25 protein-coding genes are annotated in these 26,370 nt (G+C 58.0%); 13 read left to right on the top strand and 12 right to left on the bottom strand.

The features are described 5' to 3' along the window. Positions 1–3 precede the first annotated feature (3 nt). Positions 4–957, bottom strand: a complete 954-nt coding sequence (locus AC2TEM_RS20575) for a metal ABC transporter solute-binding protein, Zn/Mn family (protein ID WP_480856384.1) — start codon at positions 955–957, stop codon at positions 4–6. 199 nt (positions 958–1,156) lie between these two features. On the opposite strand from AC2TEM_RS20575, the gene deoC reads away from it, so the two are divergent. From deoC to AC2TEM_RS20560, 3 genes are read left to right on the top strand one after another with little or no spacing between them, the layout of a single operon-like run. Continuing rightward, positions 1,157–2,155, top strand: coding sequence for a deoxyribose-phosphate aldolase (gene deoC / locus AC2TEM_RS20570; RefSeq protein ID WP_170426188.1), 999 nt, complete (start codon positions 1,157–1,159; stop codon positions 2,153–2,155). A gap of 11 nt (positions 2,156–2,166) precedes the next feature. Beyond that, complete coding sequence (locus AC2TEM_RS20565) at positions 2,167–4,500, top strand: aldehyde dehydrogenase family protein (RefSeq protein WP_170426185.1); 2,334 nt, start codon at positions 2,167–2,169, stop codon at positions 4,498–4,500. Positions 4,501–4,525: 25 nt separating this feature from the next. Then, entirely contained in the window at positions 4,526–5,341 is an 816-nt protein-coding gene (locus tag AC2TEM_RS20560; protein ID WP_170426183.1) for an SDR family oxidoreductase, read from the top strand. A gap of 526 nt (positions 5,342–5,867) precedes the next feature. On the opposite strand, the gene AC2TEM_RS20555 is transcribed toward AC2TEM_RS20560, so the two are convergent. The 7 genes from AC2TEM_RS20555 to AC2TEM_RS20525 all read right to left on the bottom strand — a co-directional run bounded on the left by AC2TEM_RS20555 (position 5,868) and on the right by AC2TEM_RS20525 (position 14,330). Then, a complete protein-coding gene (locus AC2TEM_RS20555; RefSeq protein WP_170426179.1) occupies positions 5,868–7,172 on the bottom strand; it encodes a M16 family metallopeptidase in 1,305 nt (434 codons plus the stop codon). After that, positions 7,169–8,509: a M16 family metallopeptidase gene (locus tag AC2TEM_RS20550; RefSeq protein ID WP_170426177.1), complete on the bottom strand. Its 1,341-nt coding sequence runs from the start codon at positions 8,507–8,509 to the stop codon at positions 7,169–7,171. The genes AC2TEM_RS20555 and AC2TEM_RS20550 overlap by 4 nt, the downstream gene beginning before the upstream one ends. 85 nt (positions 8,510–8,594) lie before the next feature. After that, positions 8,595–9,110: a DUF3035 domain-containing protein gene (locus AC2TEM_RS20545; RefSeq protein WP_170408488.1), complete on the bottom strand. Its 516-nt coding sequence runs from the start codon at positions 9,108–9,110 to the stop codon at positions 8,595–8,597. Between the two features lie 50 nt (positions 9,111–9,160). Next, a complete protein-coding gene (gene lspA, locus AC2TEM_RS20540) occupies positions 9,161–9,631 on the bottom strand; it encodes a signal peptidase II (protein WP_170394647.1) in 471 nt (156 codons plus the stop codon). Continuing rightward, positions 9,631–11,220, bottom strand: coding sequence for a bifunctional phosphoribosylaminoimidazolecarboxamide formyltransferase/IMP cyclohydrolase (purH, locus tag AC2TEM_RS20535; RefSeq protein WP_170394650.1), 1,590 nt, complete (start codon positions 11,218–11,220; stop codon positions 9,631–9,633). The genes lspA and purH overlap by 1 nt, the downstream gene beginning before the upstream one ends. A 22-nt stretch (positions 11,221–11,242) precedes the next feature. After that, positions 11,243–12,982: a heparinase II/III domain-containing protein gene (locus tag AC2TEM_RS20530; protein ID WP_170426175.1), complete on the bottom strand. Its 1,740-nt coding sequence runs from the start codon at positions 12,980–12,982 to the stop codon at positions 11,243–11,245. Between the two features lie 88 nt (positions 12,983–13,070). Further along, positions 13,071–14,330, bottom strand: coding sequence for an RsmB/NOP family class I SAM-dependent RNA methyltransferase (locus tag AC2TEM_RS20525; protein ID WP_170426173.1), 1,260 nt, complete (start codon positions 14,328–14,330; stop codon positions 13,071–13,073). A gap of 90 nt (positions 14,331–14,420) precedes the next feature. Here AC2TEM_RS20525 and AC2TEM_RS20520 point away from each other — a divergent pair, with 90 nt between their 5' ends. Continuing rightward, positions 14,421–14,603 carry a DUF1674 domain-containing protein gene (locus AC2TEM_RS20520; protein WP_170394659.1) on the top strand — a complete coding sequence of 61 codons (183 nt, stop codon included), beginning with the start codon at positions 14,421–14,423 and terminating at the stop codon, positions 14,601–14,603. Here AC2TEM_RS20520 and AC2TEM_RS20515 read toward each other — a convergent pair whose 3' ends face one another. Further along, the gene (locus AC2TEM_RS20515) at positions 14,604–15,464 is read right to left on the bottom strand and encodes a LysR family transcriptional regulator (RefSeq protein ID WP_170426171.1); all 861 of its coding nucleotides are present in this window, start codon (positions 15,462–15,464) and stop codon (positions 14,604–14,606) included. A 99-nt stretch (positions 15,465–15,563) separates the two neighbouring features. On the opposite strand from AC2TEM_RS20515, the gene tmpA reads away from it, so the two are divergent. Together tmpA and tmpB are read left to right on the top strand one after the other, a co-directional pair. Further along, positions 15,564–16,700 carry a 2-trimethylaminoethylphosphonate dioxygenase gene (tmpA, locus tag AC2TEM_RS20510; RefSeq protein ID WP_170598413.1) on the top strand — a complete coding sequence of 379 codons (1,137 nt, stop codon included), beginning with the start codon at positions 15,564–15,566 and terminating at the stop codon, positions 16,698–16,700. Continuing rightward, on the top strand, positions 16,697–17,287 hold the full coding sequence (tmpB, locus tag AC2TEM_RS20505) for a (R)-1-hydroxy-2-trimethylaminoethylphosphonate oxygenase (RefSeq protein ID WP_170426167.1): 591 nt from the start codon (positions 16,697–16,699) through the stop codon (positions 17,285–17,287). The genes tmpA and tmpB overlap by 4 nt, the downstream gene beginning before the upstream one ends. Before the next feature lie 72 nt (positions 17,288–17,359). On the opposite strand, the gene dapB is transcribed toward tmpB, so the two are convergent. Then, positions 17,360–18,169: a 4-hydroxy-tetrahydrodipicolinate reductase gene (dapB, locus tag AC2TEM_RS20500; protein ID WP_170426165.1), complete on the bottom strand. Its 810-nt coding sequence runs from the start codon at positions 18,167–18,169 to the stop codon at positions 17,360–17,362. 90 nt (positions 18,170–18,259) lie between these two features. On the opposite strand from dapB, the gene rbfA reads away from it, so the two are divergent. Genes rbfA through truB form a run of 3 tightly spaced genes read left to right on the top strand, consistent with a single transcriptional unit; the run spans position 18,260 to position 20,355 of the window. Continuing rightward, positions 18,260–18,655, top strand: a complete 396-nt coding sequence (gene rbfA / locus AC2TEM_RS20495; RefSeq protein WP_170408494.1) for a 30S ribosome-binding factor RbfA — start codon at positions 18,260–18,262, stop codon at positions 18,653–18,655. Beyond that, on the top strand, positions 18,652–19,392 hold the full coding sequence (locus tag AC2TEM_RS20490) for a phosphodiester glycosidase family protein (RefSeq protein WP_170608927.1): 741 nt from the start codon (positions 18,652–18,654) through the stop codon (positions 19,390–19,392). Before rbfA ends, AC2TEM_RS20490 begins: the two co-directional genes overlap by 4 nt. Positions 19,393–19,446: 54 nt before the next feature. Then, complete coding sequence (gene truB / locus AC2TEM_RS20485) at positions 19,447–20,355, top strand: tRNA pseudouridine(55) synthase TruB (RefSeq protein WP_170426161.1); 909 nt, start codon at positions 19,447–19,449, stop codon at positions 20,353–20,355. 7 nt (positions 20,356–20,362) lie between these two features. On the opposite strand, the gene AC2TEM_RS20480 is transcribed toward truB, so the two are convergent. After that, positions 20,363–21,811, bottom strand: a complete 1,449-nt coding sequence (locus tag AC2TEM_RS20480; RefSeq protein WP_170426159.1) for a pyridoxal-dependent decarboxylase — start codon at positions 21,809–21,811, stop codon at positions 20,363–20,365. A gap of 107 nt (positions 21,812–21,918) precedes the next feature. Between AC2TEM_RS20480 and AC2TEM_RS20475 the strand changes: the two genes are divergently transcribed. From AC2TEM_RS20475 to rpsO, 3 genes are all read left to right on the top strand, one after another. Next, entirely contained in the window at positions 21,919–22,422 is a 504-nt protein-coding gene (locus tag AC2TEM_RS20475) for a DUF1643 domain-containing protein (protein ID WP_170426157.1), read from the top strand. Between the two features lie 96 nt (positions 22,423–22,518). Next, positions 22,519–23,553: a calcium-binding protein gene (locus AC2TEM_RS20470; RefSeq protein WP_170608925.1), complete on the top strand. Its 1,035-nt coding sequence runs from the start codon at positions 22,519–22,521 to the stop codon at positions 23,551–23,553. A gap of 143 nt (positions 23,554–23,696) precedes the next feature. After that, positions 23,697–23,966 (top strand): 30S ribosomal protein S15, encoded by a 270-nt coding sequence (rpsO, locus tag AC2TEM_RS20465; RefSeq protein WP_050605082.1) that lies wholly within the window; start codon positions 23,697–23,699, stop codon positions 23,964–23,966. Between the two features lie 387 nt (positions 23,967–24,353). On the opposite strand, the gene AC2TEM_RS20460 is transcribed toward rpsO, so the two are convergent. Beyond that, positions 24,354–25,601 (bottom strand): MFS transporter, encoded by a 1,248-nt coding sequence (locus AC2TEM_RS20460; protein ID WP_170608923.1) that lies wholly within the window; start codon positions 25,599–25,601, stop codon positions 24,354–24,356. 449 nt (positions 25,602–26,050) lie between these two features. Here AC2TEM_RS20460 and AC2TEM_RS20455 point away from each other — a divergent pair, with 449 nt between their 5' ends. Beyond that, positions 26,051–26,260, top strand: coding sequence for a hypothetical protein (locus AC2TEM_RS20455; RefSeq protein ID WP_170408501.1), 210 nt, complete (start codon positions 26,051–26,053; stop codon positions 26,258–26,260). The last annotated feature ends 110 nt before the right edge of the window (positions 26,261–26,370 follow it).

The raw sequence follows: 26,370 nt of genomic DNA, 5'->3' as shown, positions 1-26,370 counted from the left end.
GGCTCAAAACCCCGCCGACAGTTTTCCGTTCATGCCGCGTTCGGGCACATCCGCCCCCAACGCGCCGGCAATCACGGTAATGTTGTGATCGAGCATACCGATATAGGTGCCCTCATAAGTGCCCGGCTCGCCCATGGCGTCGGAATAAAGCTCTCCGCCGACACCCACTTTGTGACCTTCGGCCGAAGCACCCTCGATCAAGGCACGCATGGATCGATCTGAAACGGAACTCTCCACAAACACGGCGTTCAGCTGGCGCTCTACCAGAGTTTCGACCAACTCACCGATCCGGTTCAACCCTGCCTCGGATTGGGTCGAGATGCCCTGAATACCCAGCACCTCATAGCCATATTCATCACCGAAATAGCCAAATGCATCATGCGCAGTCACCAACACGCGGTTGTTTTCGGGAACGGCCGCCAAAACCTGCTTTCCATAGGCGGCCAGCAGATCGATCTCGGCCAGAAAAACTTGTGCGTTGGCTGCGAACTCATCTGCCGCTTCGGGTCGGGCTTCGGTCAGAGCTTCCTGCACTTCGATCACGACATCGCGCCACAGAACCGGGCTCATCCAGACATGCGGGTCAAATTTGTCAGCGTAATTGTCATGAGCGCGCAGTTTCGATGTGTCGATGCCATCCGCCACGGCAACCACTGTCCGCTTGCGGCCCAGATCGTCAAAGAAACCTTCCATCTGAGCCTCTAGATAGAGGCCGTGCCACAGCACCAGATCAGCGCGGGTCATCGCAACAATATCGGTGCGGGTCTGGCGATAGGCGTGCGGGTCGACACCGGGTCCCATCAAGCCTTTCACGTCGACCTGTTCACCGCCGACCTGGCGCGCAGCGTCTGCAATCATCCCGGTGGTGGCGACGACTTTCAGCGGCGCTTGAGCGATTGCGGCGACGGGCCACACAAGCACGAGAGCCAATGCCGTAATTAGCGATCGACGAATCATTTCAGACTCCGAACGGTTATCCTGTTAAGTCAAAATATGAGAACCATTCGCAACTAAGTCAATGCAAATGCGAATTACTCGCAAGAAAGCGACTATATTTGTCCATTTGGTCAAAAATTTGCCCCTTACGACGCTGGCACACCTTCCCTTTCGCTGCGACCCATGCGATTTTGACGCGAACCTCCAAAAGGACGGAATAATGGAAACGCAGAGCTCAGAAAGCACCGTGCGCACCCCGCATCTGCCGCAAGTGACCGAGCCCCGGAACCCAGGAATGGATCTGGATCTGGATTGGGTGCGGGCCGTGCAGGCCAACACTTCGGCCATCGAGCGCCGCGCAGCGACGCTGCCCGGTCGGCGGTCAGTGAAAAAAGAATACCAGGCCGCATGGCTGCTCAAGGCGATCACAATGATCGACCTGACCACGCTATCGGGCGATGACACGGTTGGGCGGGTTCGTCGCCTGTGCGCAAAGGCTCGTCAGCCTATCGCGTCTTCAGTTCTACAGGCGCTGGATATGCCGCCAATCACAACTGGAGCGGTCTGCGTCTACCATGACATGATCGAAACGGCTGTGGACGCATTGGAAGGCACTGCTATTCCGGTTGCGGCTGTATCCACTGGCTTCCCGGCCGGGCTCTCTCCGTTTCATCTGCGTGTGGCAGAGATCGAAGAAAGCGTGAAGGCTGGAGCCGAGGAGATCGACATCGTCATCTCGCGCCGTCATGTGCTGTCTGGCGACTGGCAGGCCCTGTATGATGAGATGAAGGCCTTCCGCGTCGCCTGCGGCGATGCACATGTCAAAGCCATTTTGGCGACCGGCGAGCTGGGCAGCCTGCGCAACGTCGCGCGTGCTTCGCTGGTGTGCATGATGGCGGGCGCCGATTTCATCAAGACCTCGACCGGCAAAGAAAGCGTCAACGCCACCTTGCCTGTGTCGCTGGTGATGATCCGAGCTATTCGCGACTATTATGACCGCACCGGCTATCGCGTAGGCTACAAGCCTGCGGGGGGGATTTCGAAAGCCAAGGATGCGCTGGTCTATCTGTCGCTGATCAAGGACGAGCTGGGCGACCGCTGGCTGGAGCCGGATCTGTTCCGCTTTGGCGCCTCATCACTGCTGGGCGACATTGAGCGGCAGTTGGAACACTATGTCACCGGCGCTTACTCTGCCGGTTACCGTCACTCGATGGGCTGAGGACAAAAACAATGACAGTCAAAGAGATTTTCGAGACCATGGACTACGGCCCTGCCCCCGAAAGCGCAGCCGAGGCACTGGCCTGGCTGGTCGATCAGGGCGACAAGTTCGGCCACTACATCGATGGCGCGTTCACCAAACCCGGCAAAGGGTTCGACAGCCGCAACCCAGCAACCGGAGAGGTGCTGGCCAAGCTGACACAAGCCAAACAGGCTGACGTAGACGCCGCCGTTTCTGCAGCGCGTAAAGCGCAACCGAAATGGGAGAAGCTGGGCGGTGCCGGTCGTGCGCGCTACCTCTACGCGATTGCGCGCCTGCTGCAGAAGCACTCGCGTTTGTTTGCTGTGCTCGAAAGCCTCGACAACGGTAAGCCGATCCGAGAATCCCGCGACATCGACATCCCTCTGGCACAGCGGCATTTCTACTATCACGCGGGCATGGCGCAGTTGATGGAAAGCGAATTGCCCGATGCCGAAGCACTGGGTGTTTGCGGCCAGATCATCCCGTGGAACTTCCCGCTGCTGATGATGGCGTGGAAGATCGCGCCTGCAATCGCAATGGGCAACACGGTGGTTCTGAAGCCGGCCGAGTACACCTCGTTGACCGCGCTGCTGTTTGCCGACATCTGCATGCAGGCCGGGTTGCCGAAAGGTGTGGTCAACATCGTCACAGGTGATGGTGCCGTTGGTGAGATGATCGTGTCTTCGGACGTCGACAAAATCGCCTTTACCGGCTCGACCGTCGTGGGCCGTCGCATCCGTGAAGCGACCGCTGGCTCTGGCAAGGAACTGACGTTGGAACTGGGCGGCAAGTCCGCCTACATCGTCTTTGACGACGCCGATATTGATTCAGCGATCGAAGGCTTGGTCGACGCGATCTGGTTCAACCAGGGCCAGGTCTGCTGTGCGGGCTCGCGCCTTCTGGTGCAGGAGGGTATCGCTGATCGCTTCCACGACAAATTGCGTGCCCGTATGGACAAGCTGCGCATCGGCGATCCGCTGGACAAGTGCATCGACGTGGGTGCGGTTGTGGACCCCGTGCAGTTACAGACCATCAAGGGCATGATCGAAAGCAACACGGTTGGGCATGTTCATCAGGCGGCCTGTGAGCTGCCCTCGAATGGCTGCTACTATCCACCAACTTTGATTTCAGGACTCGAAACCTCCGATCCGCTGATGCAGGAAGAAATCTTTGGCCCGGTTCTGGTTTCTTCGACCTTCCGCACCCCGGAAGAAGCGGTCGAGTTGGCCAACAACACCCGCTACGGGCTGGCCGCGACTGTGTGGACCGAGAACGTGAACCTCGCGCTGGATATCGCGCCCAAGCTGGTTGCGGGCGTGGTCTGGGTGAACGCAACTAACCTGTTCGACGCTGCTGCCGGGTTCGGCGGTGTACGCGAAAGCGGCTTTGGCCGTGAAGGCGGTTGGGAAGGGCTGACGGCTTATACCAAGCCCAAAGCCAAGGCCAAACCGCTGACGAAGATTGAGGCGGCAATGGGCGAAGGCGCTCCAGTCGATCCTATTGACCGCACCGCCAAGATGTATGTCGGCGGTAAGCAGGCGCGGCCCGATGGCGGCTATTCGAAACCCGTCTGGGGCAAATCCGGCCTACTTGGCCATGTGGGTCTGGCCAACCGTAAGGACGTGCGCAACGCGGTTGAGGCTGCAGCGGGTGCAAAAGGCTGGTCCAAGACCACCGGCCATCTGCGGGCTCAGATCCTGTATTACATCGGTGAAAACCTCTCGGCACGTGCGGGCGAGTTCGCTGCTCGTATTGATGCGATGATCGGTAAGAAAGAAGGCGCGAAAGAGGTTGAGGCCTCGATCCAGCGACTGTTCACCGCCGCCGCTTGGGCGGACAAGTATGATGGTCAAGTACATGGTGTTCCGATCCGGGGCGTCGCCATTGCCATGAAAGAGCCGGTTGGCGTGATCGGCACCCTGTGTGCGGATGAAGCACCCCTGTTGGGTCTAGTTTCGGCCATGGCGCCAGCGATTGCGATGGGCAACCGGGTGGTTCTGGCGGCAAGTGAGCCCTACCCGCTGGCAGCAACGGATTTTTACCAGATCCTAGAAACCTCGGACGTGCCAGCCGGTGTGGTCAACATCCTGACCGGCAGCCACGCAGAGCTGGCAAAGCCGCTGGCCTCGCATCTGAACGTGGATGCGGTCTGGTCGTTCTCGTCCACCGATCTGTCTAAAGATATCGAGGTCGTCTCGGCCGGAAATCTGAAGCGGACTTGGGTCAATAACGCGACGGCATTTGACTGGAGCGTGGACCATTCGCGCCGCTTCCTGCAGGCTGCGACCGAAGTGAAAAACATCTGGGTGCCCTACGGAGAGTAAGGCCCCCGTACCACCGGAGGCCTAAATGGATTTTTCAGGTAAGACCATCATCGTCATTGGTGGCACCAGCGGTATCAATCGCGGCATTGCCGAGGCCTTTGCGGCCTCGGGTGCTAATCTGGCTGTCGCCAGCCGGTCGCAGGAAAAGGTCGATGATACCGTGGCTGCGTTGAAAGCAGCAGGCGCATCCGACGCCATCGGCGCGGCGTTCGACGTTCGCAATCCAGAGGCCGTAGCCGAAGGCCTTAAGCAATTCCACGACGCTTTTGGAGATTTCGATGTCCTGATTTCTGGTGCTGCCGGCAACTTTCCAGCGCTGGCATCTGAAATGTCGGTCAATGCATTCAAGGCGGTCATAGATATCGATCTGATGGGCACGATCCACGTCATGAAAGGGGCCTACCCCTATCTCAAACGTCCCGGTGCCAGCATTATCAACATTTCGGCCCCGCAATCCTATCTGCCTTACGAAGGGCAGGCTCATGTTTGCGCCGCCAAGGCGGGCGTTGATCAAATCACCCGAACCCTTTCAATGGAATGGGGCGTCGAAGGGATTCGCGTGAATTCGGTCGTTCCGGGTTTTATCGAAGGAACCGAAGGCGCAAAACGGCTGGCCCCTACCGAAAACGCCCATGAAGAGCTGCGTCGGGACGTCCCGCTGGGTCGCTGGGGTCAACCCCAGGATGTGGCAAATGCCTGCCTATTCCTTAGCTCTGATATGGCGAGCTATATCAGCGGAACAGTCATGGCCGTTGACGGGGCTTTGTATCAGCGCGGCTCGGGCAAGTTTGGCCAGATGATGGGTCAGATGCTGCGCGCAGCGAAAAAGGGCCAGGCTTAGGTTAGAACACAGGAATCCGATTGGTGGCAAACTTTTCAGTCGCTGGGCTTTATTTCCAACCTACCAAATTCAAGAGCTTCTGAAATAGATACCCGCTGCTAACAAAAGCGATGTCAGCGTACCGGCCACCACGTAAAGTGCGAAAGCGCTGAGCAGAGATTGACCGACAATCAAAGCGGCAGCAAAGGTTAACAACCCTGCAAGTATTCCCAATCCCATTATCGCAACTATCATGGTGCCGCTATCCGTCCCAAGCCTCGTCTCAGGAGATGTTGATCTTCTGAACCCCATCTCCGCTCCCGACTAACATAGAATTCTCGACATTTCTGGCCAAAGTATGGCCAAGGCGAGTTAACGATTACTTAAGGCGGAGAATTGCCGATCTTCTGTCTGGCGCTGCGCCCTGCAAGAGGTCACAAACTCGTTGTTTTCGCCAGTGGTTCGCATCACCCACTGCCGTCAATTCCAAGAAAAATTATTCAATAACAACGAATAATCCTGTTCGGCAGCGGGTAGATGGACGACGTCAGCCGTCCACCCCTTCCGGTTTGCCGACGATGGTGAAATGCAGACTCTCGGGGTCCAGCAGTTCAGACGCCACCCGGTTCACATCCTCCAAGGTCACTGCATTCACCTTGTCGTTGCGAGTCGCAATGTAGTCGATAGGCAGATTTTCCATCTGCATCCCGACCATGATTCCGGCAATCTGGCCATTGCCGTCAAAACGCAGCGGATAGGCCCCGGTCAAATAGGTCTTGGCGTCATCCAATTCTTTCTGCGTCACACCTTCCGCAGCCGCGCGCGCCCATTCCTGTCGGATCACCTCGACCGCTTCGGCGATACGGTCATTGGCAGATGAGACCGAGCCCAGATACACCGACGCCAGATCCTTGGGCACCAGATAGGTCGCCACACCGTAGGTCAGGCCACGTTTCTCACGTACTTCCTGCATCAGGCGACTTTCGAATCCGCCGCCGCCCAGAATGTGATTCAGGATATAGGCCGCAAAGAAATCGGGATCGTCACGATCAATGCCACTTTGCCCGAACAGGGCGACGGATTGCGGAGTGTTGAAGTCCACTACGCTGACACCGCCGTCAATGGTGACCTTCGCCTTGTCTGGAATGGGTTTCCCGGTTGCTGGCAGATCCAACAGCAATTTGTCCAACAGAACGCCCAGCTCTTCTGCCGTGATGTCGCCAACAGCCCCAACATACAGTCTGTCCTTGGCAAAGACATTGTCGTAGGCAGCGACGATATCGTCGCGGGTCAGGCTTGAAACGCTTTCAATCGTACCTTTACCGTCCGACGCATAAGGATGATCCCCATATGCCATTTCAGCAAAGCTGCGTCCGGCAATATCGCTTGGATCAGTCTGGTCGGACTTCAGACCCGAAATCACCTGAGCGCGCACCCGATCGATCGCATCCTCATCGAAACGCGGTTCATGAATTGTGGTCTGCAGCAAATCAATCACTTCATCCCGGTTCTCAGTCAGGAACCGCGCCGAAATGGAGACCGTATCATCTGTTGCCCTGTAGCTGAAGGATGCAGCCAGAGATTCAAGTTCGCGTGCATAGGTGCGGGCATCCATGTCGCCGGCGCCTTCCTCAATCAGGCCGCTCATCAGATAAACCGCGCCGCGTTTATCGGGATCATCCAGCGACGTTCCTCCACGAAACCGCAGTTCCAGCGCAGTGAAGGGGATCGAATGATCTTGGACCAGCCAAGCGGTAATACCACCGGGCGAGGTTACCTCTTTGATCTTAATCTCGGCCCAGGCGGGAAGGGCAATGATCAGCGCAATCAGCGTTGCGGCAAACCGTTTCATTGTGTCACCTCATCGTCACGCATCAACCAGCCAGTGACCGAGGTTTCAGGTTGCAGCACCTCACGGGCAGCCGCGATGATCTCGTCACCCGTCACAGCCTGCAGGATGTCGGGCCAGGCCTGCACATCTTCGACCGTCAACCCGCTGGTCAACGCACGACCATAGCGGTTTCCAATACCGTCCACGTTATCGCGCGCATAGGTCTGCGCGGCGCGGAGCTGCATCTTAATGCGCTCCAGGTCTTCATCCTTGACACCTTCCGCGATGAAATCCGCAACGGCCTGATCCATGGCATCCTCCGCATCCTGAAGTGAAACGCCCTCAGCCGGCACAACGATCAGATCAAAGGTCGTGTCATCCAATGAGACCCCCTTGTAGAACGCACCGGTATAGACCACCTTCTGCTGCTCGAATTGCAGCTTTTCATTCAGATATGAGGTTGTGCTTCCTCCCAGCAATTCCGCCAAAAGAAACAGGGCAGCGGCCTTCTCCTGCTCACCGGCGTCCCGTTCAGGGGCCAGATAGCTGCGCTGCACGTAGGGTTGTGCGACACGCGCATCCTTGAAGGTCAGGCGACGTTCGGCAGTCTGGGGTGGTTCTTGCGAGCGTATCCGCTCGGGCAAATCAGGGTTGGCTGGGATAACACCGTAGTACTGATCGGCCAACGCCCTGACTTCGTCGGGGTCAACATCTCCGGTGACGACCAATATGGCGTTATTGGGTGCATAATGGGTCTGGTAGAAGGACAGGGCGTCGTCCATATCCAACGCCTCCATCTCGTGGCGCCAGCCGATAATCGGCGCTCCGTAACGGTGGTTCAAATATTGCGCTGCATTCATCTGTTCTCCGAACAGAGCGCGTGGATTGTTTTCGGTCCGCTGATTACGCTCTTCCAGAACCACATCGCGTTCGGTGGTGATATCATTCTCAGTCAGGCGGATGTTGCGCATGCGATCTGCCTCCATCCGCATCATCAGTTCCAACCGGTCAGCGGCGACACGCTGAAAATAGGCGGTGTAGTCGTAAGAAGTGAAAGCGTTGTCATTGCCGCCATTGGCCGCGACAGTGGCTGACAACTCGCCCGCTTCCATTGTGTCGGTGGCTTTGAACAGCAGATGTTCCAGGAAATGTGCAACGCCAGAGGATCCGATCGGTTCATCGGCGGATCCGGCCCGGTACCAGACCATATGCTGCACAACAGGAGCGCGATGATCCTCGACCACTACGACGTCCATGCCGTTTTCCAGGGTAAATGTGGTGACAGCCTCTTGACCCTCTTTCGCGAACAAGGGGGTGGCGGCGATCAGGGCAGCCGACAATGCCAAGGCCCGAACCATGGGGCATCCTCCGTTTCATTTCTGATATTCAAACTACGGTGGTGCCGCCGGGGTTCAAGGCCAATGACGGAAAGTTAAGAAGAATTCATTCCAGCGGCGGGGCCGACGGCGTTTCGATCCCACGACGACGCGCCGCTTCATTGGTCGCGTTCGCATCGATTGACTGACGTTCATAGACCTGCGAGTACCGATCAACCGGGAACAGGCGCAGGCGGGTCCAGCGACCGCGATTTTTACGGAAAGCCGCATCCTCTTCGGCCGTTACCTGACGCGTATTGGCAGGAACGCCATATCTGCTTGAGGCCGTCACCAGCGCGGCATCGCTGGCCGGTATTGAGGTATTCGGGTTCAGCGCTGCCTCACTACCACCCAGCGCCACAACGGCATCCGCTTTGGGGTTAGGATCGGTCAGGTTTGCACCGCCGGGGGTCGGCGCTGGAAGAAAGGCGTAGTCCTTGGGCTGGGTCAGCGGCTTGACGGGCAATACCGAAAATTCATCCGGCCCCGCTCCGGGCGGATCAAGATTGCGCAAACCAATATCGGAACAGCCCGCAACGACAACGGCGAGTGTCAGAACAAGAATGGCGCGTGGCATACGCATCAGTGTCTCCAGCCAGTTTCAGGCGCTTTTATCGCATATCGTCCGGCAGGTCACGAGGGCTTTTTGCCATCGAACAGGACCAATCCCAAAGCTCCCGCAAATATGAACACATCCGCCAGATTGAACACAAAAGGGTTGCTGATCCCGCAGCAGGACATGTTCAAAAAGTCCAGAACATAGCCGTAAAGCACCCGGTCCACGACATTTCCCAGCGCCCCGCCGATCAGAAGACCGCCGCAGAATTGTTGAAGCTTCGTAGGAGCGATGCGGCCCAGCCAGATCAGGACGCCCAGGCAGATCGCCACGGAAACCCCGATCAGCACCCAGCGGGCGGCGTCACCGTCGCCCTGAAATAGGCCAAAATTGATGCCGCGATTCTCGCCGTATCTGAAAACCAGAAGCGGTGGCAGCACGTCGATATCGCCCTGCGCCACGCGCATTACGTGGACGACCAGATACTTACTGATCTGGTCGATCAAAAACGCCGCCAATCCGGCCCATAGGATGAACGAACCGCGCATCAGTGACGGAAATGCCGCATGCCGGTGAAGACCATGGCCAGACCGGCTTCATCCGCCGCCGCGATCACTTCATCATCACGCATCGAACCGCCGGGCTGAATAACGCATGTTGCGCCTGCCTCGGCGGCCTCCATAAGCCCATCGGGGAAGGGGAAGAATGCATCAGAAGCTACGGCCGAACCGATGGTCAGCGGCTGGGGCAAGCCCAGCGCATCAGCCATACGCTCGGCTTTCTTTGCCGCGATCAGTGCCGAGTCAACGCGGCTCATCTGCCCCGCGCCGACACCTACGGTCGCGCCGTCTTTGACATAGACGATGGCGTTGGATTTGACATGTTTCGCCACTTTCCACGCGAACAGCAGGTCGCGCATCTGCTCCTCAGATGGCGCTTTTTTGGTGACCACCTTCAAATCATCCATACCAACAAAGCCGTTATCCTTGTCCTGCACCAGCAGGCCACCGGCCACCTGTCGCACAGTTTTACCACCGGCGGTCACATCCGGCAGAGCTTCGGTCGTCAGCAGGCGCAGGTTCTTCTTGGCGGCGAAGATCGCCTTGGCCTCGTCTGACGCCCCCGGAGCGATCACAACCTCGGTGAAAATCCCCGTGATCTCCTGCGCGGTTTCCGCGTCCAGCGGTTGATTCAACGCCACGATACCGCCGAATGCCGACGTCCTGTCGCAGTCGAACGCGGCTTTATAGGCCTCAAGCAACGTCGCACCTTTCGCTACACCACACGGATTGGCATGCTTGATAATCGCACAAGCTGCCCCTTCGGCCGGGTCGAACTCAGCGACCAGCTCAAAGGCGGCATCGGTATCGTTGATGTTGTTATAGCTCAGTTCCTTGCCCTGATGCTGTACCGCCGTCGCCACGCCCGGACGACCCGAGCCATCTACATAGAACGCTGCCGACTGGTGGCTATTCTCGCCATATCGTAAGGTCTGTTTCAGCTCACCGGCAAAGGCGCGGCGTTTGGGCGCCTCAAGCTCCAGCGCATCGGCCATCCAGTTGGACACGGCTGTGTCATAAGCGGCAGTGCGGGCATAGGCCTTTTGCGCCAACCACTGACGGAAGCCCAGAGAAGTCTTACCGTAATTCTCTTCCAGCTGATCCAGCAGCGACGAGTAGTCTTCGACATCCACAACCACGTTTACAAAAGCATGGTTCTTCGATGCGGCACGGATCATGGCTGGGCCGCCGATATCGATGTTCTCGATACACTCATCATAGGCAGCGCCCTTGGCCACGGTCGCTTCAAATGGGTAGAGATTTACCACAAGCAGATCGATTGCGCCGATACCATGTTCGTTCATCGCGGCGACATGGGTGTCATTATCGCGCAGAGCCAGCAGCCCGCCATGGACCATCGGGTGCAGCGTTTTGACCCGGCCATCCATCATCTCAGGGAAGCCGGTGATCTCGCTGACATCTTTCACCTCCAACCCCGCATCGCGTAGCGCCTTCGCGGTACCGCCGGTCGAAAGCAGTTCAACCCCGCGTTCGGCCAACGCCGTTCCCAGCTCGATCAGCCCGGTTTTGTCGGAAACGGAAAGCAACGCGCGGCGCACGGGGTGAAGGTCGGTCATGGGTCCAAAGGTCCTTTTGGCGTCAGTCGAAAACGGGCTCGTCCCGGTGCGTATCCCGCACGGCATAGGCTGTATCCTGAGCCTTGCTGAGCGTCCACCGGATGCGCGTCGCATACTCCATTGCGCGCCCAGATAGAACGATCTGTTTTGTCGCGCGTGGCTTCAAACGGCCTTTTTCAAGGTAAACGCTTGGTTCAACTGACAACTTTCCAACGCCATCATGGCGGAAAACCCATATCTCACCGCTTTTGAGCGCCATCGACACCGCAGCGCCACCCAGATCAAGTGCCGCATCAACGTCAGGATGCAGGTGAAACCGGATGTCAAAGGCTATCCCCTGCAGACCTGCCCCGTCCATCGCGCGATCGAACTGCCGTTTGGCTTTGTCGGTTGCGGTCAGCAGAATATCCTCGCCCACCAGCTCACGCCCGTCAAAGCGCAGTTCAAGCGTGCGGGCATGGGTCAGGCCAAACACTTTGGCGTAGCCGTCATGACCCACCATGAAGCGGGTGCCTTCGAATGCATCCTCGAAATCCACGGGCACATCCTGCGGGCCATCCACCAATGCTTCCTGCGACGACCCATTTGCGCCTTCTGCAAGCCGGGCGCTGGAATACCCTTCGACGCATAGGGTCGAATGCGACGGGGTCGCGCGCCCTGCCCTGCGCCAATCCTGCCCAAAACTGCCGCCTGATCCACAGTTCACGATCAGAGGACGGCGGCCTGAGGTCAGCTCAAATGCAAGCGAGGACGCGTGGGCGTTGTATGACGCTGCACCTTTGGGGGGCGCGCTGGCATCCACCAGAACCGTGGTTCTCGAGGCGGCCAATCGTGCATAACCCATTGACAGGTCCGAATGCTGCTGCGGCTTGACACCGCTTTGTGCCAGTGCCTGATCCAGCCGCCCTTCAAGCCCACGCCCGCCCCCGTGAAATCTGGCCAGAGATCCATCTGCATGACGCAGATTTCGCAGAGTAGGTGCAATGCGCTTGATCGCCCCGGTCTGAGAGGCAGGCGTGCCCCGGCCAACTTCACCAAGTGCAGCAGAGGTCCAGGCCAGCAGAGTGAAGACCTCCAGCAATTCCTCAGGGTTGCGGGTGAGAATGCCGCCCTCGGCATCGATCTGGCGGTCGCATTCCCGGGCCAGTGCGCGCAATGCGGGATCAGCCAGTTGCTCCAACCCCTCCAGGGCCAATCCAGCCTGAACCAGCCCTGCGAGCGCTTCGAATCTCGGCAATCCTGGTGTTGCTGCTGTCCAGCGTTTGGAAAGAAACCATGTTTGTTGTGCCAAGGAGCGGAAGAAAGCTCTGCTTTGCGCTCCGTCAGCGCCGCGTAGCAGAAATTGCGCGTGGTTGATCCAGCGCATCACCCGGCGCCCGGTCAGGTCCGGCGCCCAGCCGGGCCCCTTCCCGCGCCCATGTGCGGTGATCCAGCCCCAGACCCATCGCTGCGCCTTTTCACGGGCGCGCATATCGCCGACGGCTGCCAGATCATCCAGCCAGATGAAACCGTGGCGTTCATCATCAAAATCCGGACTGGGCGCAGCAACATCCCAGAGATCGGTGTCATCCGCCTCGACCAGATATCCAGCGAAAAGGAGATTCCCGGCCACCAGTTGTCGCCCGCGTGCAAACGAACCGACGGTGCGCGGCTCAGGCTGGCTGACGAATCCCGAAACCGCCTTCCGCCTTTGGCTCAGGCGCGCGTAAAGGCGGTTCTGAAACCGCATCCAGCGATTGGCCATTGTGTCCGATTCTGACATGACGCTTGCGACTCTGCCCCTTGCGCTCTGCGGGCGCTTGAACACACGATAGACCGGTCCGCGCGTCAAGTCATCGAAAAGCGTCGCCTCAAGCGGATTTGTTCAGACAGGCGATATAGAACCCGTCCATGCCACCCTTGTCCGCCCAGAAATCCGGGCGCAAACGCAAGCCACCTTCTTCTGTAATCCAGTCTGGTTCAACGCCCGCAATCTCAAGCGCCGCACGGTCAATCTGCATATCCGGGTATTGATCCAGCGCCTCTTCGATCTGCACCTCTCCTTCGTCCGGCAACAAGGAACAGGTGCAATATACCAATCGGCCTCCGGGTTTGAGCAGGGTCCAGGCATGGGCCAGCATCCGGGCCTGTAGTTCGATCAATCCCCCGAATTCCGAGCCATCCTTGGCGAAGGGTAAATCAGGATGGCGGCGAATCGTGCCCGTGGCCGAACACGGCGCGTCGAGCAGGATGGCATCATACTGGCCCTGATGGTCCAGCGCATCACCAGCGATCACCTTGGCCTTCAAACCTGTCCGTTTCAGGTTCTCGCGCACCCGCTCCAACCGTGTTTCGGAGATATCCAGCGCCGTGACCTCTGCCGCTACCACAGCCAATTGCAACGTCTTGCCACCGGGCGCGGCGCAAAGGTCCAATACCTTTTCCCCGGCTTTCGGGGCCAGCACGCGCACAGGCAGCGCCGCTGCCGCATCCTGAACCCACCAGTTTCCACGCTTGTAGCCCGGCAAAGCCGACACCTGCCCCGCATCCTGCAAACGGACTGAGCCGGTGGGCAGGGCTTCTCCGCCCGGCGCCTCAGCGCCCGGTTTCAGCGTCACGTCCAGCGGTGCACCATTGAAATGGGCCTGTTCCATACCCTTTACTGCGTCATCGCCCCACGCCATGATCAGAGGATCGCGCAGCCAGTCGGGCAGACGGGGCACGCGCATCTTGGGCCAAGCATCCGGTCCATCGGCGGCAATCTTGCGCAAGACTGCATTCACCAACCCCTTGAGCCGCCCATGCTTGCGCGAGCGTCCCACGATCTCGACCATCGAATTGACCACGCCATGCGCGGCCTCGCCCTGACACAGCTCGACCGTTCCAAGCCGCAGTGCGTTATGCACCGTTAGCGCTGGTGTCTGCCGCAGGTGATCGGCCAACAGCCGGTCGGCACGCTCAAGCCCTCGCAGGGTTTCAATCGTCAACCGCTGCGCGCGCGCGCGATCCTCGGGTACCAGACGATCCAATGCGCCCGCCGCCAGACATTCAGGTAACAGCCGCCCCTCGCCCAATATCTGATCCAGCAGATAGATTGCACTGCGCCGCGCGGCGGTTGCAGAGTTTGACATGATGCTGAGTGCCTCTCGTGACCTTTGCCGCATTGCCTTGGGCGGACGAGGGCGTATATCAAGGCCCTGAACAGAAAGGAACCCGATGTCATGAGTGACGAGCGCAAAGACCTGCCCCCCGCCGCTCAGCGCGCATTGGCCGAGGCTGAGGAACGTCGCAAAAAGGCCGAAGCGGAAGCCAAGGCGCAGCCCAAGGAACTGGGTGGGCGCGACGGTCCTGATCCGGCCCGCTATGGCGATTGGGAGAAAAAGGGCATCGCCATCGACTTCTGATCAGGCCCCGCCCCGCAGCGCTTGCAGAAAGTCGTCTATCAACGCCCTTTGCCGTTTCGACCTTGCCCGATCCTCGGGCCATGTCAGCCAATAGCCATCCTTTGTCCTAAGCTCGGGCATATCCAATCTGTGTAATTGACCAGTCTTTAAGCTGCCCGAAGCCAACGGTAGTGAACCCAACGCGATCCCCATGCCCTGACGCGCCGCCGTGATCGCGTGACCTACCGAGTCAAAACTGATCCGGCCAGCCGGTAATTCATCAACCCCCGCTACCTGCGCCCAGTCCTTCCAACCGGGGCGTTCTCCGCGCAAATCAATCAGCGGCGCACCCCACTTGATGCCAGATGCGGCCATCGGTGCCAGAACTTCAGGCGCAATAAGCTTTGCCTTTCGTCCAGGCCAAACGCCTCTGCCATAGCGGATCTGCAGCCAGGTACGCTCTTCCTCCAATGAGGCCCGGCGCGCCATGGAATCTGTCATCACACGCACATTGGGCTGCGCCTCAAGGAACGTGGGCAAGGCTGGCAGAACCAGCGCGTGGATGTGCGACGAAAGTCCCGCGACCCGAAGCTCGCGCGGGGTTTTGCCGAAAAGATCCTCAGTATTGCGTTCCAGTGCTTGCAGGCTGTCCTGCACCAATGGCAGATAGCTTTCGCCTTCGATGGTCAGCGAAACACCGCGGGCTTCGCGCACAAACAATGACCGGCCCAGCCAAGCCTCAAGATTGCCTATCCGTTGACTGACCGCCGCCTGCGTCAAACCAAATTCGCGCGCAGCAGCAGAAAAACCACCCAGCCGCCCGGCGGCTTCGAACACACGCAGCCAGTCCAATGGAGGTAGTCCAATCTTCTTCTTATCCATAAGATTTTCCAAGTCTCAGAGGCAATAAGGTTTAATTGTAGTAATGTCACGAAGCGCATATCTCCTCAAGCAAAGCCCGCGCCGAACAGGAGAGACCCCATGCTGCGCTCAGCCACTTTCGACCCATCTGTGGTCACTATCGCGTTTTCCGATGGTACCGAGGCCCGCTTCCACGCCATTTGGCTGCGCGACAATGCGCTGGACCCCGAGACCCGCGCCCCCGGCAACGGGCAGCGCCTGATCACAATCGGCGATATCCCCTCCAATATCTCGGTCAGCGCTGCCGAGATCCGAAATGGCGATCTGAGTGTTACCTTTCAGCCCGAAAACAAATCCGTGATGTTCCCTGCCGATTGGCTGGCCGATCACGTTTATGACCGCGAACAGGCGCAAGACGTTGGCCGCACCGCATCCGGCGTCACCACATGGGAGCGTGGTATCAGCGCCCCCAGCGGTGACTGGGAAATGGTGCACACCGACCCGGAGGCCAAGCGCAGCTGGCTGGCTGCCGTCGCGGAGTACGGCTTTGCCAAGCTGACAGGTGGCCCGACCGAGCCGGAATCGCTGCTGAAAGTGGCCGATCTGTTCGGCTACGTGCGCCAGACAAATTATGGCCCCTATTTCGAGGTTCGGACCGAGGTGAACCCGACCAACCTCGCCTATACCGGGTTGGGGTTGCAGGCCCATACCGACAACCCTTATCGCGACCCGGTACCGACACTGCAAATCCTCTACTGCCTTGAGAATTCGGCCGAAGGCGGCGATTCCATCGTTGTCGATGGTTTCCGCGCGGCTGAGCGTCTGCGCGATCTGAACCCCGAGGGCTTCGCCTTGCTTGCAGGCTATCCGGCACGGTTCGAGTATAAAGGTTCGGACGGGGTCTGTTTGCGGTCACGTCGCCCGATGATCGAGCTTTCCCCCGATGGCGAGTTGATCGGCATTCGCTTCAACAACCGCTCGTCTGCGCCGTTCGTGGATGTACCCTTTGACAAGATGGAAGCCTACTATGCAGCCTATCGCCAGCTGGGCGAGATCATTGACGATCCCGCTATGGGCGTGTCTTTCAAGCTGGAACCGGGCGAAAGTTTCATCGTCGACAACACTCGCGTAATGCATGCACGGCTGGGCTATTCCGGGGCCGGGTCTCGCTGGTTGCAGGGATGCTATGCTGACAAGGATGGGCTGCTTTCGACACTGGCCGCCATGCAGATGACACAACCGGAGGCGGCGGAATGAAACCCGATTTCTCGACCTTAAACCGGGACAATATCGTGGCCTTTATCGGTGACATCTTCGATCGTCGGGGGGGTGAGGAATATCTGGGGGAACCCGTCACCATGGCCCAGCACATGCTGCAGGGTGCCACGATTGCGGAACAGAACGGACAGTCTGAAGAAATCATCGTCGGTGCGCTGTTGCACGACATTGGCCATTTTACGTCGGAATTCGGCACTTACCATCCGGACGATACCGAGGACCGATATCATGAAGATGCAGGTGCAGAGGTGTTGGAGCAGTTCTTTCCGTCGGTCATCACCGATTGCTGCCGGTATCACGTTGCAGCCAAGCGGTATCTCTGCGCCACCAAGCCGGAGTATTTCAATCGCCTGTCCGCAGCCTCGGTCCATACGCTGGAACTGCAGGGTGGTCCGATGAGTGCCAAGGAGATAGCCGAGTTCGAGGCAAATCCGAACCTGAAAGAGATCATTCAGGTCCGTTATCTGGACGAAGCGGGAAAACGCGCTGATATGGAGACCCCGGATTTCGCCCATTTCGCACCGATGGTACAACGGATGGTCGACCGGCACATTCAGGCAAGCTGAGACAGCTTTCATCCGCCCGATCGATAGAGCCAAGAAAATTCGTCGAATTTTCTTGGCTCTTGATCCTGAAGCCTACAGCCCCAGAACATCCACCATGTCATACTGGCCCGGCGCCTTGCCTTGACCCCACAACGCGGCTTTGAGCGCCCCACGGGCAAAGATCGCACGGTCAGTAGCCAGATGGCGCAACACGATACGCTCACCGGGTGCCGCGAACAGGACATCGTGTTCGCCGACGATGTCTCCGCCACGAATCGCGTGGAAGCCGATATCGCCGCGTTTTCGCGCACCGGTAATACCGTCGCGACCCCGATCGGCCACATCCGCCAACTTGACACCGCGCCCTTCTGCGGCGGCTTCGCCCAGCATCAAAGCCGTGCCTGAAGGCGCATCGACCTTGTGATGGTGATGCCCCTCGATGACCTCGATATCGAAATCCTCATCCAGCGCGGCGGCAACCTTTTTGGTGAGCTGCACCAACAGATTGACCCCAAGGCTCATATTCCCGGCCCGCACAATCACAGCATGGCGCGCGGCAGGTTCCAGCGCGGCGCTCTGTTCGTCACTCATGCCGGTAGTGCCAATTACGTGAACGCACCGCGCCTGCGCGGCCAGTGCGGCAAATTCCAGTGTCGCTTCGGGCGCAGTAAAGTCGATGACGGCCTGCGCCTGTGCAAATGCCTCCAGCGGATCGTCAGTAACGGTAACACCGAGCGCCTGCCCGCCCATTGCCTGACCCACATCCTGACCGATCCAGTCATGGCCCTTACGCTCGACCACACCAACCAGACGCGCCTGATCGCTCTCAGACACGGTCTTGATCAGCATCTGCCCCATACGGCCCGAAGCCCCTGTGATGACGATCCCCGGAATATGGGTCATTGCGCTGGTCCTTTCTAAAGTCGGCTCAAAGCCTCCTAACCCGTTCGCGCCCGCTTGGCAAAGCCCCGCTTTGGGCTTAGATCGGGGGGCATGGCAAAGAACAAATTCCACGATGGCCCCGGCCCTTCCCAACGACAGCTGCGCGTCGGCGAACTGATCCGCCGCACCCTGTCCGAGGTTCTGGCGCGCGGAGATGTCCACGACCCCGACCTGAACCGCATGTCGATCACCGTGGGTGAGGTGCGCACCTCGCCCGATCTGAAGATCGCCACCGCCTATGTGCTGCCCTTGGGCGGCAAGGGGCAGGAGGACGTGATCGAACTGCTCGCTCGAAACAAGGGTGAGCTTCGGCGCGCAGTGGGCAAGAAGGTGGGCCTGAAATTCTCACCCGACCTGCGGTTCCGTTTGGACGACACGTTTGATCGCCTGGACGACACCCGCCGTATGTTTAATCAGGACGCGGTACGCCGCGATCTGGACGAGTGATCCGTACCCTTGTCACGCTGTGTGCGGTCCTTTGGGCCGCGCAAGTCTCTGCAGTCACTTGCGAGAAGCTGACTCATGAGGACAAGCGATATACGGTTTGCGAGGTGGATACCTCGGAAGATTTGCGCCTGTTTCTGAACGATGAAAATGGCGATCTGCTGGGTCATTTCTCTTCGGTGAATGAGGCGTTGGAGCCTCAGGGGAAAAGGCTCGTCTTTGCGATGAATGCGGGCATGTACCATGACGACCGCTCGCCCGTCGGCCACTATGTCGAAGACGGGCAAGAGCAGATGCGCGTGATACCGAATGCCGGACCCGGCAATTTCGGCCTGCTGCCCAACGGTGTGTTCTGCATCCGTGAAAACCGTGCCGATGTGTTCGAGACTTTGGATTTCGTCGATCAGGCGCCGCAGTGCCGCTTTGCGACACAATCGGGCCCTATGCTGGTGATCAACGGAGAGTTACACCCTCGCTTTCTGCCTGATTCTACCTCGCGCTACACCCGAAACGGGGTGGGCACCAGCGCCGATGGCACGCGTGCGGTGTTTGCGATCTCGGACGATTACGTCACTTTCCACGAATTCGGCAGCCTATTCCGCGATGTCTTAAAAACACCGAATGCGCTGTTTCTGGATGGCAACATTTCCCGCATGTATGATCGCGCCAGCAACCGGTCGGATATCGGGTTTTCGCTGGGACCCATCGTGGGTGTCGTCGAGGACGTTCCGGCAAATTGACAGCATCGAAACGATCCGCTAACTCGCGCGCCTCAGCAAGACTCAAGGTGTAGAATGGGACGCAAACGCAAGGGCCGCGACATTTCCGGTTGGCTGGTGGTGGACAAGCCCGCTGGCATGACTTCGACCGCGGTGGTCAACAAGGTGCGTTGGGCGATGGACGCCAAGAAAGCCGGCCATGCGGGCACGCTGGACCCCGAGGCGACCGGCGTTCTGGCCGTTGCGCTGGGTGAGGCAACCAAAACCGTCCCCTACATAACCGATGCGCTGAAGGCCTACACCTTCACCGTGCGGCTGGGGCAGGCCACCAACACCGATGATGCTGAGGGTGAAGTCATCGCTGAGAGCATTGCGCGCCCCTCGGATGAGGATATCAAACAAGCGCTCGGCCCGTTTCTGGGCGATATCAAACAGGTGCCGCCCAAGTTCTCGGCCGTGAAAATCGACGGTCAACGCGCCTATAAGCTGGCCCGCGATGGCGAGGATGTAGAACTGACCGCCCGCCCTCTTTGGGTAGAGGAACTGGTGCTGATCGACCGCCCCGACGAAGACCACGTCGTGCTGGAGATGACCTGTGGCAAAGGTGGCTATGTCCGTTCCATTGCGCGTGATCTGGGTGAGGCGCTCGGCTGCCACGGCCACGTGAAAAAACTGCGCCGCATCTGGTCCGGCCCGTTTGAGGCCGAGGATGGCCTGACCATCGAACAGATCGACGAGATGGCCAAAACCACCGCTCTGGATGATTATCTGCATCCGCTGGAAACCGGCTTGTCGGACCTACCCGAGCTGAAATGCACCTCTGAAGGAGCCACCCGTCTGCGGAATGGCAATCCGGGCATGGTGCTCGCCTCTGACGTGGAATACGGCGACGAGGCCTGGGCCTCGCTGGATGGCAAGGCCGTGGCCGTAGGAATTTACAAGTCGGGCGAATTGCACCCAAGCCGCGTCTTTGCCGCCAACTGACGACTGTTCAGGCGGCGATACGCAATTTGTGACCCAGTCGAAGTATCTCGGACACCAGTAGATCCAGATCCTGCTTTTGCGTGCGGTGATTGTTGACCGCCACCCGTAGGCAATGCGCCCCCTGAACCGTTGTATCCGACAAAACCGCAGTGCCTTCCTCTTGCAGGCACAACATGATTTCGCTGTTAATCGCACGCAGAGTTTCGGGGCTGAGACCGCCCGGGTCATAGCGGAAACAAACGATGTTTATATTGGTGGGGAACATCAAGGTGAGGTCATCCTCTGCCTCGATCAGCGAAGTCAGATAACGCGCCTTTTCGATATCCTGATCAATGAGCCTGCCGAATTTCTGAACGCCGTGCTCCTTCAAGGACATCCAGACCTTGAGCGCTCGAAACCCACGCGAAGTCTGAATGCCGTAATCGTGCAAAAACGCCGCCCCGGCGACGCCTCGGGATTGCGGTTCCAGGTATTCCGGGGTCAGAGTAAATGTCGCGTGGTGGGCATCATGGCTTCGCACCAACGCGCAACCCACTTCGAAAGGCGCATGTAACCATTTGTGTGGGTCGAGCGCGACGGAATCCGCGCGTTTGATGCCGGACACTCGCCAACTGTTATCATGGGCGATTGCAATTAACGCACCGATACAGCCGTCAACATGAAACCACAGGCCTTCCTCGCGGCAGAAATCGGCAATCGCCGACAAGTCGTCGATGGCGCCTGTGTTCACGGTTCCGGCGGTAGCAATCACACAAGCGGGGTTAAGGCCGTCTGCGCGATCCTGCGCGACCATGCCGGCAAGCGCTTCAAGATCCATCGTCAAATCGTCTTGCGTAGGAACACGCCGCAGCGCCTTGTTGCCCAGACCCAGTGTTTCGAGCGACTTTTGGTGACAACTGTGCATCTGATCCGATCCGTAATACCGCATCGGCTTATCCATGGCGGCGATGCCCTCTTCGCGCATGTCGATCCCGGATTTGACGTTGCGGGCCACCGTCAGCCCGATCAAGTTTGCCACGCTGCCGCCGCTGACCAATGTCCCACTGGCCCCCTCCGGCAGACCGATCATCTCGCGTAGCCAGTCGACGACTTGTCGGTCGATCAGGGCTGCCGCATGATTCCCACCCCCAAGGTTCGAACCCTGAACCGCAGCCAGAAAATCTGCCATCGCGCCTGTGAAATTGCTCGCGCCCATATACCAGCCCCAAAACCGGGGATGGATATTACCCATCGGATACTGCATGACCTGAGATTGGACATCATCCATCAAATCACCCAACGGCATACCCTGCTGAGGTGCAGGCGTTTCGAACCCGTTGCGTATCGCAGTCGGCATATCTTTCCATATCGACCTATCACGCACATCACGCGTATGATCCAACGCCATATCCAACATCTCATGTGCTAATTTGCGGGTCTGCTCCCAATCCGCCGGATCCAATGTCTCGAATGTCATGTCTTCCCCCCAGAATAAGCCGTTCAAATGAAGGCAGGTATAGCACAAGTTAAGGATCAGGACATCGCCCCTTGTAAACGGGCCTAATTCCAGCCAAACCCGACTGCATGATCACCCGTTCTCACACCAAGGGCGACGCGCCCTCGACTGCCATCTACTCCGATTGCGAAAAATACCGCTATAGCCTGACCCGTATCTGGAACCCGGCGGGCCGCAAGGCGTTGTTTGTGATGCTGAATCCGTCGACGGCGACCGAGGTGCAGAACGACCCCACGGTGGAACGTTGCGAGCGTCGCGCACGCACACTGGGTTTCGGAGCTTTTCAGGTCACCAATATCTTTGCCTGGCGCGACACTGATCCGCGCAAGATGCGTGCATCTTCAGATCCGGTGGGGCCTGAGAATGACGCAGCCATCCTGGACGGCGTGGAATGGGCGGATCAGGTCATCGCCGCCTGGGGCACCCATGGCGCACATCTGGAACGCGGCCCCGCAGTTGAGGAATTGCTGCGCGGCACGGGCCAGCCCTTGTTCCACCTTGGGCTGACCAAGGACGGACATCCGAAGCATCCTCTCTACATTGCGTACACTCAGCAGCCCGAAGCCTGGTGATAAAGGGTTAACCAAGCTCTCAGCTTCGCTTTGACCAAGCCATTGTTTGCATGAGAGGTTTTACACTCGGAGCCATTGTGCTTGCGGAGGGTAGATATGTTTCTGATCGGATTATTCGGAATGGCCGCCATGGGTGGTGCGGCCTACGCAATCAGCGACGTACTTGTGCCAGAAGACAAAGGCGATGACGAGGAGGAAGACGATCGCATCGAGGAAACGACCGACGACGACCTGTCGGAAGGCAATTTGCTTGACGCGGACGAGAATGTCGACGAGCCCAGCTCTACCGAGGAAACCGACTCTGACACTGCTGAGATTGTGTCCGAGTATGAAGGCGATCTGGTCATTGCGGGCGATGAGGATGCGGATGTTCTGACCGGGCAGGAAGGCAACGATCAGATCAACGGATATGGCGGGGACGACTGGATCGACGGCGGCGCCGGCAACGACGTGTTGTATGGCGGTGGTGGCGGGGACGTCCTGTTTGGCAACCTCGGGAATGATGTGCTCCATGGTGAATATGGTGACGACGCGCTGGACGGAATGTCAGGAAATGACGACCTGTATGGTCATTTCGGAACAGATGATCTGAGCGGCGGTGATGGGAATGACCGGCTTTTTGGTGGTCAGGGCGATGACACGTTAAGCGGCGATGACGGCGACGACGCGCTACAAGGCGGAGATGGCGACGACTACCTTGTTGGGGGTGCCGGTGAAGACGCCCTGTTTGGCGGAGATGGTGATGACATCTTGTCCGGAGAAGATGGCCCGGACGAGCCTGCGCGCGACTTCCTAAACGGGGGCTCTGGGGACGACGTCATTCTTGCCGAAGACGGCGATGTGGTCACAGGTGGAGAGGGTGAGGACGAGATCGTTGTGCAGTCCGACCCCGAGCAGGAAGCCACGACAATCATGGATTTCCAGATCGGTCACGACAAGCTTCTGATCACCTGGGACAACCCGGAAGAACCGGAATTGACGATCGAACAGGACAGTGAAAACAACAGCTTGACCCATGTTCGGGTCAATGGCGAAGACGTCGCTCAGCTTTTTGGCGCAGAGGGTCTGACTGTTGAAGATATTCAGTTCGTGACCGAAGCCCAGTTGGAGCAGTACGCCTTCACCAGTTGAGCCTGCAGAATCCATTTGTCATTTGCGGTGAATGCGCCTATACGCGCCCATCCGCATCGGAATCGGTGCGGTTTTCTCCATGGGCCTGTGCTGGACGACATCCCGGCCTGCGCCATCAACTCTAACCTTTAAAGGAGACCCCGATGTCGATTACTGCCGCTGATAAAGCACGCGTCATGAAAGAATTCGCAACCAAGGACGGCGACACTGGTTCGCCTGAAGTCCAGGTTGCTATCCTGACCTCGCGCATCAACACCCTGACCGAGCACTTCAAAACCCACAAGAAAGACAACCACGGTCGTCGTGGTCTGCTGAAGATGGTTGCTCAGCGCCGTAAGCTGCTGGACTATCTGAAGGGCAAAGAAGAAGCACGCTATCAGGACCTGATCAAAAAGCTGGGCATCCGCCGCTAAACGCGTTTTGTTCATGTTGTACAGGCGCTGAGGCCCTGTTCGTACAAATTGTACATCTTGTACGCCCGCCATTTGGTGGGCGTATTTGTTTTGGTCACTGTCTAATCTAGTGAACTGTGCGGCGCGCGAATTTCCCGCCATGTTCATGAGAGACGGCACACACATACCTGCGGCCCAAACCTTACCGCTACGCAAAGAAGCGCAAACTTTTTTTAACTTCCTGTGAACCACTTCACTGAACGCGGTCAAAGATTGCGCCATTCTGAGGATGTTAGTGAGTAGGCGCTTCTTTTGTTTCGAGCGTCAGGTTTTTCATAGTCCTCCCTTTTTTACTGGGCGTGCCTGTATCGGGCGCGCCCATTTTCGTTCGGGACACACTGATGAAAGCTACTTGCCCTTGGTATCAAGCGCCTGAACGCCGGGATGGCGAAACAGTTTCGCCATCGCAATCAATGCCAGTACACCGCAGATGACCGCGAGCACGAAAGGCATCCGCAAATTGATAGCCATGAGGGACCCGCTGAGGGCCGCAATGGTCCCGGAGCCCAACGCGTAGATAGCGACTGTCACACCCATGACCCAACCTTGCTCGGTTGGGCCGACGCTCGCGGAAAACAACGAAAGCATGGTCGGGTACATGATCGCGAACGCGATGGTTATCGGAACAATCAGGACATAGGACAGATCGGCCATGGGGTTCAGCATGAAGGCCAATATCCCAAGCGCCATTGCGGCAATGGAAACATATAGAATCGGGAACTTTTTATAGCGCTCGTGCAGCGGTGCGGTGAGGTAGGCACTGCCAAAGGCCATGGAGCCTCCGAACACGGCGAGGGCCATGCTGTTTTGAAGCGTACTGAACTTGAACCGGGTCAGCAGATACGTGTCGATGAAGAAGAAAAACGCATTCAGGCACATCAGCGAGAACAACATGACGACCGAAAGCCGCAAAACGACCGGGTGCGAGAAGACTTTCCACAGGTTCAAAACAACATCTAAAAGCCCGAAGTCAATTTTTTGTCTTTTGAATCCGGGTTCGGAGAAGAAGAACAGAATCAGTGCCATGTTGATCAGGATCAGGGCAATGGCGACGTAGAAAGGCAGCTCCAGTGACGCGAATGACCCCATCAGGTTTTGGTCGCTGAGCAATCCTGAAATCAGTGGCCCCCCGAGCAGGCCCAGCGCGGATGCCGCAACAATCATCCCGAGGTTTTTTGATTTCTCCTGATCGTCATGGCTGATGTCGATCAATGCGGCCTGCGCAATGGGTTGGTTGGCCGTCGTAAACCCGGAAATGGCGCGCCCCAAAAGTAACAGCCAATAGCTGGACGTCATGATCGCGGCCACAGTCAGAACATAGCCGATCAGTGCACCGGTAAGGCAGATCATGATGCCTGCTTTACGCCCGATATAATCCGACAACTTAGCGATAAAGGCCGCCCCGAAAAAGTAGAACAGAAAGAAGACGACAATCAGAATCGTATAGTCGAGCTGGCGGATATTCGTCGCTGTTCCATGTGCGAGGAAAGCTTGGTGTGGATCCAGCAGGATCGTGTTGAAAATCGGCACGATCAATCCAAAACCCATCACGTCAATGAAAACGACCAGCAACAGAGACAATCGTGAAAGGTTCATAACAGCATCCTCGTTACGGTCCCGGAATAATCCAATTTCAAAACGTCGAGGGGGCCGGCCACATCACAAGAATCACGCGCTGCGCCAAGATTTGCCCGGAGTCAGGGTATGGGCTGTTTTGTTTTCTGTCCAATTTGGCGCGGCGACGGGCGGTATCCGGGGGGCTGACCTTGGGTTTCGAATTGTGACGCCGCGTCGCGAAAGCCGGGCCCTAGGTTAGAAGGTTGACGTAAGCGTAAGCAGTGCCGTGATTTTTTTCCAAGCGGTCAAAAAAATGATGCAAACAGCAGATTTCTTCCCCCTTTCTCGGCACCCCATTTTTCTTACATGGACGGTGTCGCTGCGGGTTCACACTCACGGAAGTTGGTCTTTGAGCCCTTCCCTCAAGTGGCTTGGACCTGACCCGCAGCGGCAAGGATTTGATGACCATATGTTGCGGGAGTTGAATGATGCCATTGAAGACAATTCTGAGCCGGGTGTTTGCAACCAAGATGTCTGAGACGTCCAACGCCACAAATGCGCGGTCGATTTTGAATAATCCCTACGACCATAAGAAGGCAATTTCGAAGGTTGAGACAGCGGCGGTTCTTCGCGGGATCCTAGAAGATGAAAAGATGGAATATCCAACCCAAGGCAAACGCGAGGATTCGCTGCACTGACCGCCGTTTGGTACGCTCCCGACGACTGCTGCATGGGTACGCGCTACAGGGGCCGCTCCGGACCAAAAACGCCCGCCGAATTGGCGGGCGTTTCGGTTTTCTCAGGATAA

This window comes from Ruegeria sp. HKCCD3925 (assembly GCF_057221175.1).
The sequence above is the reverse complement of the archived record's forward strand: the minus strand, read 5'-3'. Positions and strand labels throughout refer to the sequence as shown.

Excerpts from the sequence above, each read along its gene's own strand:
- AC2TEM_RS20575 (WP_480856384.1), bottom strand. The coding sequence starts at position 957 with ATGATTCGTCGATCGCTAATTACGGCATTGGCTCTCGTGCTTGTGTGG.
- deoC (WP_170426188.1), top strand. The coding sequence starts at position 1,157 with ATGGAAACGCAGAGCTCAGAAAGCACCGTGCGCACCCCGCATCTGCCG.
- AC2TEM_RS20565 (WP_170426185.1), top strand. The coding sequence starts at position 2,167 with ATGACAGTCAAAGAGATTTTCGAGACCATGGACTACGGCCCTGCCCCC.
- AC2TEM_RS20560 (WP_170426183.1), top strand. The coding sequence starts at position 4,526 with ATGGATTTTTCAGGTAAGACCATCATCGTCATTGGTGGCACCAGCGGT.
- AC2TEM_RS20555 (WP_170426179.1), bottom strand. The coding sequence starts at position 7,172 with ATGAAACGGTTTGCCGCAACGCTGATTGCGCTGATCATTGCCCTTCCC.
- AC2TEM_RS20550 (WP_170426177.1), bottom strand. The coding sequence starts at position 8,509 with ATGGTTCGGGCCTTGGCATTGTCGGCTGCCCTGATCGCCGCCACCCCC.
- AC2TEM_RS20545 (WP_170408488.1), bottom strand. The coding sequence starts at position 9,110 with ATGCGTATGCCACGCGCCATTCTTGTTCTGACACTCGCCGTTGTCGTT.
- lspA (WP_170394647.1), bottom strand. The coding sequence starts at position 9,631 with ATGCGCGGTTCGTTCATCCTATGGGCCGGATTGGCGGCGTTTTTGATC.
- purH (WP_170394650.1), bottom strand. The coding sequence starts at position 11,220 with ATGACCGACCTTCACCCCGTGCGCCGCGCGTTGCTTTCCGTTTCCGAC.
- AC2TEM_RS20530 (WP_170426175.1), bottom strand. The coding sequence starts at position 12,982 with ATGTCAGAATCGGACACAATGGCCAATCGCTGGATGCGGTTTCAGAAC.
- AC2TEM_RS20525 (WP_170426173.1), bottom strand. The coding sequence starts at position 14,330 with ATGTCAAACTCTGCAACCGCCGCGCGGCGCAGTGCAATCTATCTGCTG.
- AC2TEM_RS20520 (WP_170394659.1), top strand. The coding sequence starts at position 14,421 with ATGAGTGACGAGCGCAAAGACCTGCCCCCCGCCGCTCAGCGCGCATTG.
- AC2TEM_RS20515 (WP_170426171.1), bottom strand. The coding sequence starts at position 15,464 with ATGGATAAGAAGAAGATTGGACTACCTCCATTGGACTGGCTGCGTGTG.
- tmpA (WP_170598413.1), top strand. The coding sequence starts at position 15,564 with ATGCTGCGCTCAGCCACTTTCGACCCATCTGTGGTCACTATCGCGTTT.
- tmpB (WP_170426167.1), top strand. The coding sequence starts at position 16,697 with ATGAAACCCGATTTCTCGACCTTAAACCGGGACAATATCGTGGCCTTT.
- dapB (WP_170426165.1), bottom strand. The coding sequence starts at position 18,169 with ATGACCCATATTCCGGGGATCGTCATCACAGGGGCTTCGGGCCGTATG.
- rbfA (WP_170408494.1), top strand. The coding sequence starts at position 18,260 with ATGGCAAAGAACAAATTCCACGATGGCCCCGGCCCTTCCCAACGACAG.
- truB (WP_170426161.1), top strand. The coding sequence starts at position 19,447 with ATGGGACGCAAACGCAAGGGCCGCGACATTTCCGGTTGGCTGGTGGTG.
- AC2TEM_RS20480 (WP_170426159.1), bottom strand. The coding sequence starts at position 21,811 with ATGACATTCGAGACATTGGATCCGGCGGATTGGGAGCAGACCCGCAAA.
- AC2TEM_RS20475 (WP_170426157.1), top strand. The coding sequence starts at position 21,919 with ATGATCACCCGTTCTCACACCAAGGGCGACGCGCCCTCGACTGCCATC.
- AC2TEM_RS20470 (WP_170608925.1), top strand. The coding sequence starts at position 22,519 with ATGTTTCTGATCGGATTATTCGGAATGGCCGCCATGGGTGGTGCGGCC.
- rpsO (WP_050605082.1), top strand. The coding sequence starts at position 23,697 with ATGTCGATTACTGCCGCTGATAAAGCACGCGTCATGAAAGAATTCGCA.
- AC2TEM_RS20460 (WP_170608923.1), bottom strand. The coding sequence starts at position 25,601 with ATGAACCTTTCACGATTGTCTCTGTTGCTGGTCGTTTTCATTGACGTG.
- AC2TEM_RS20455 (WP_170408501.1), top strand. The coding sequence starts at position 26,051 with ATGCCATTGAAGACAATTCTGAGCCGGGTGTTTGCAACCAAGATGTCT.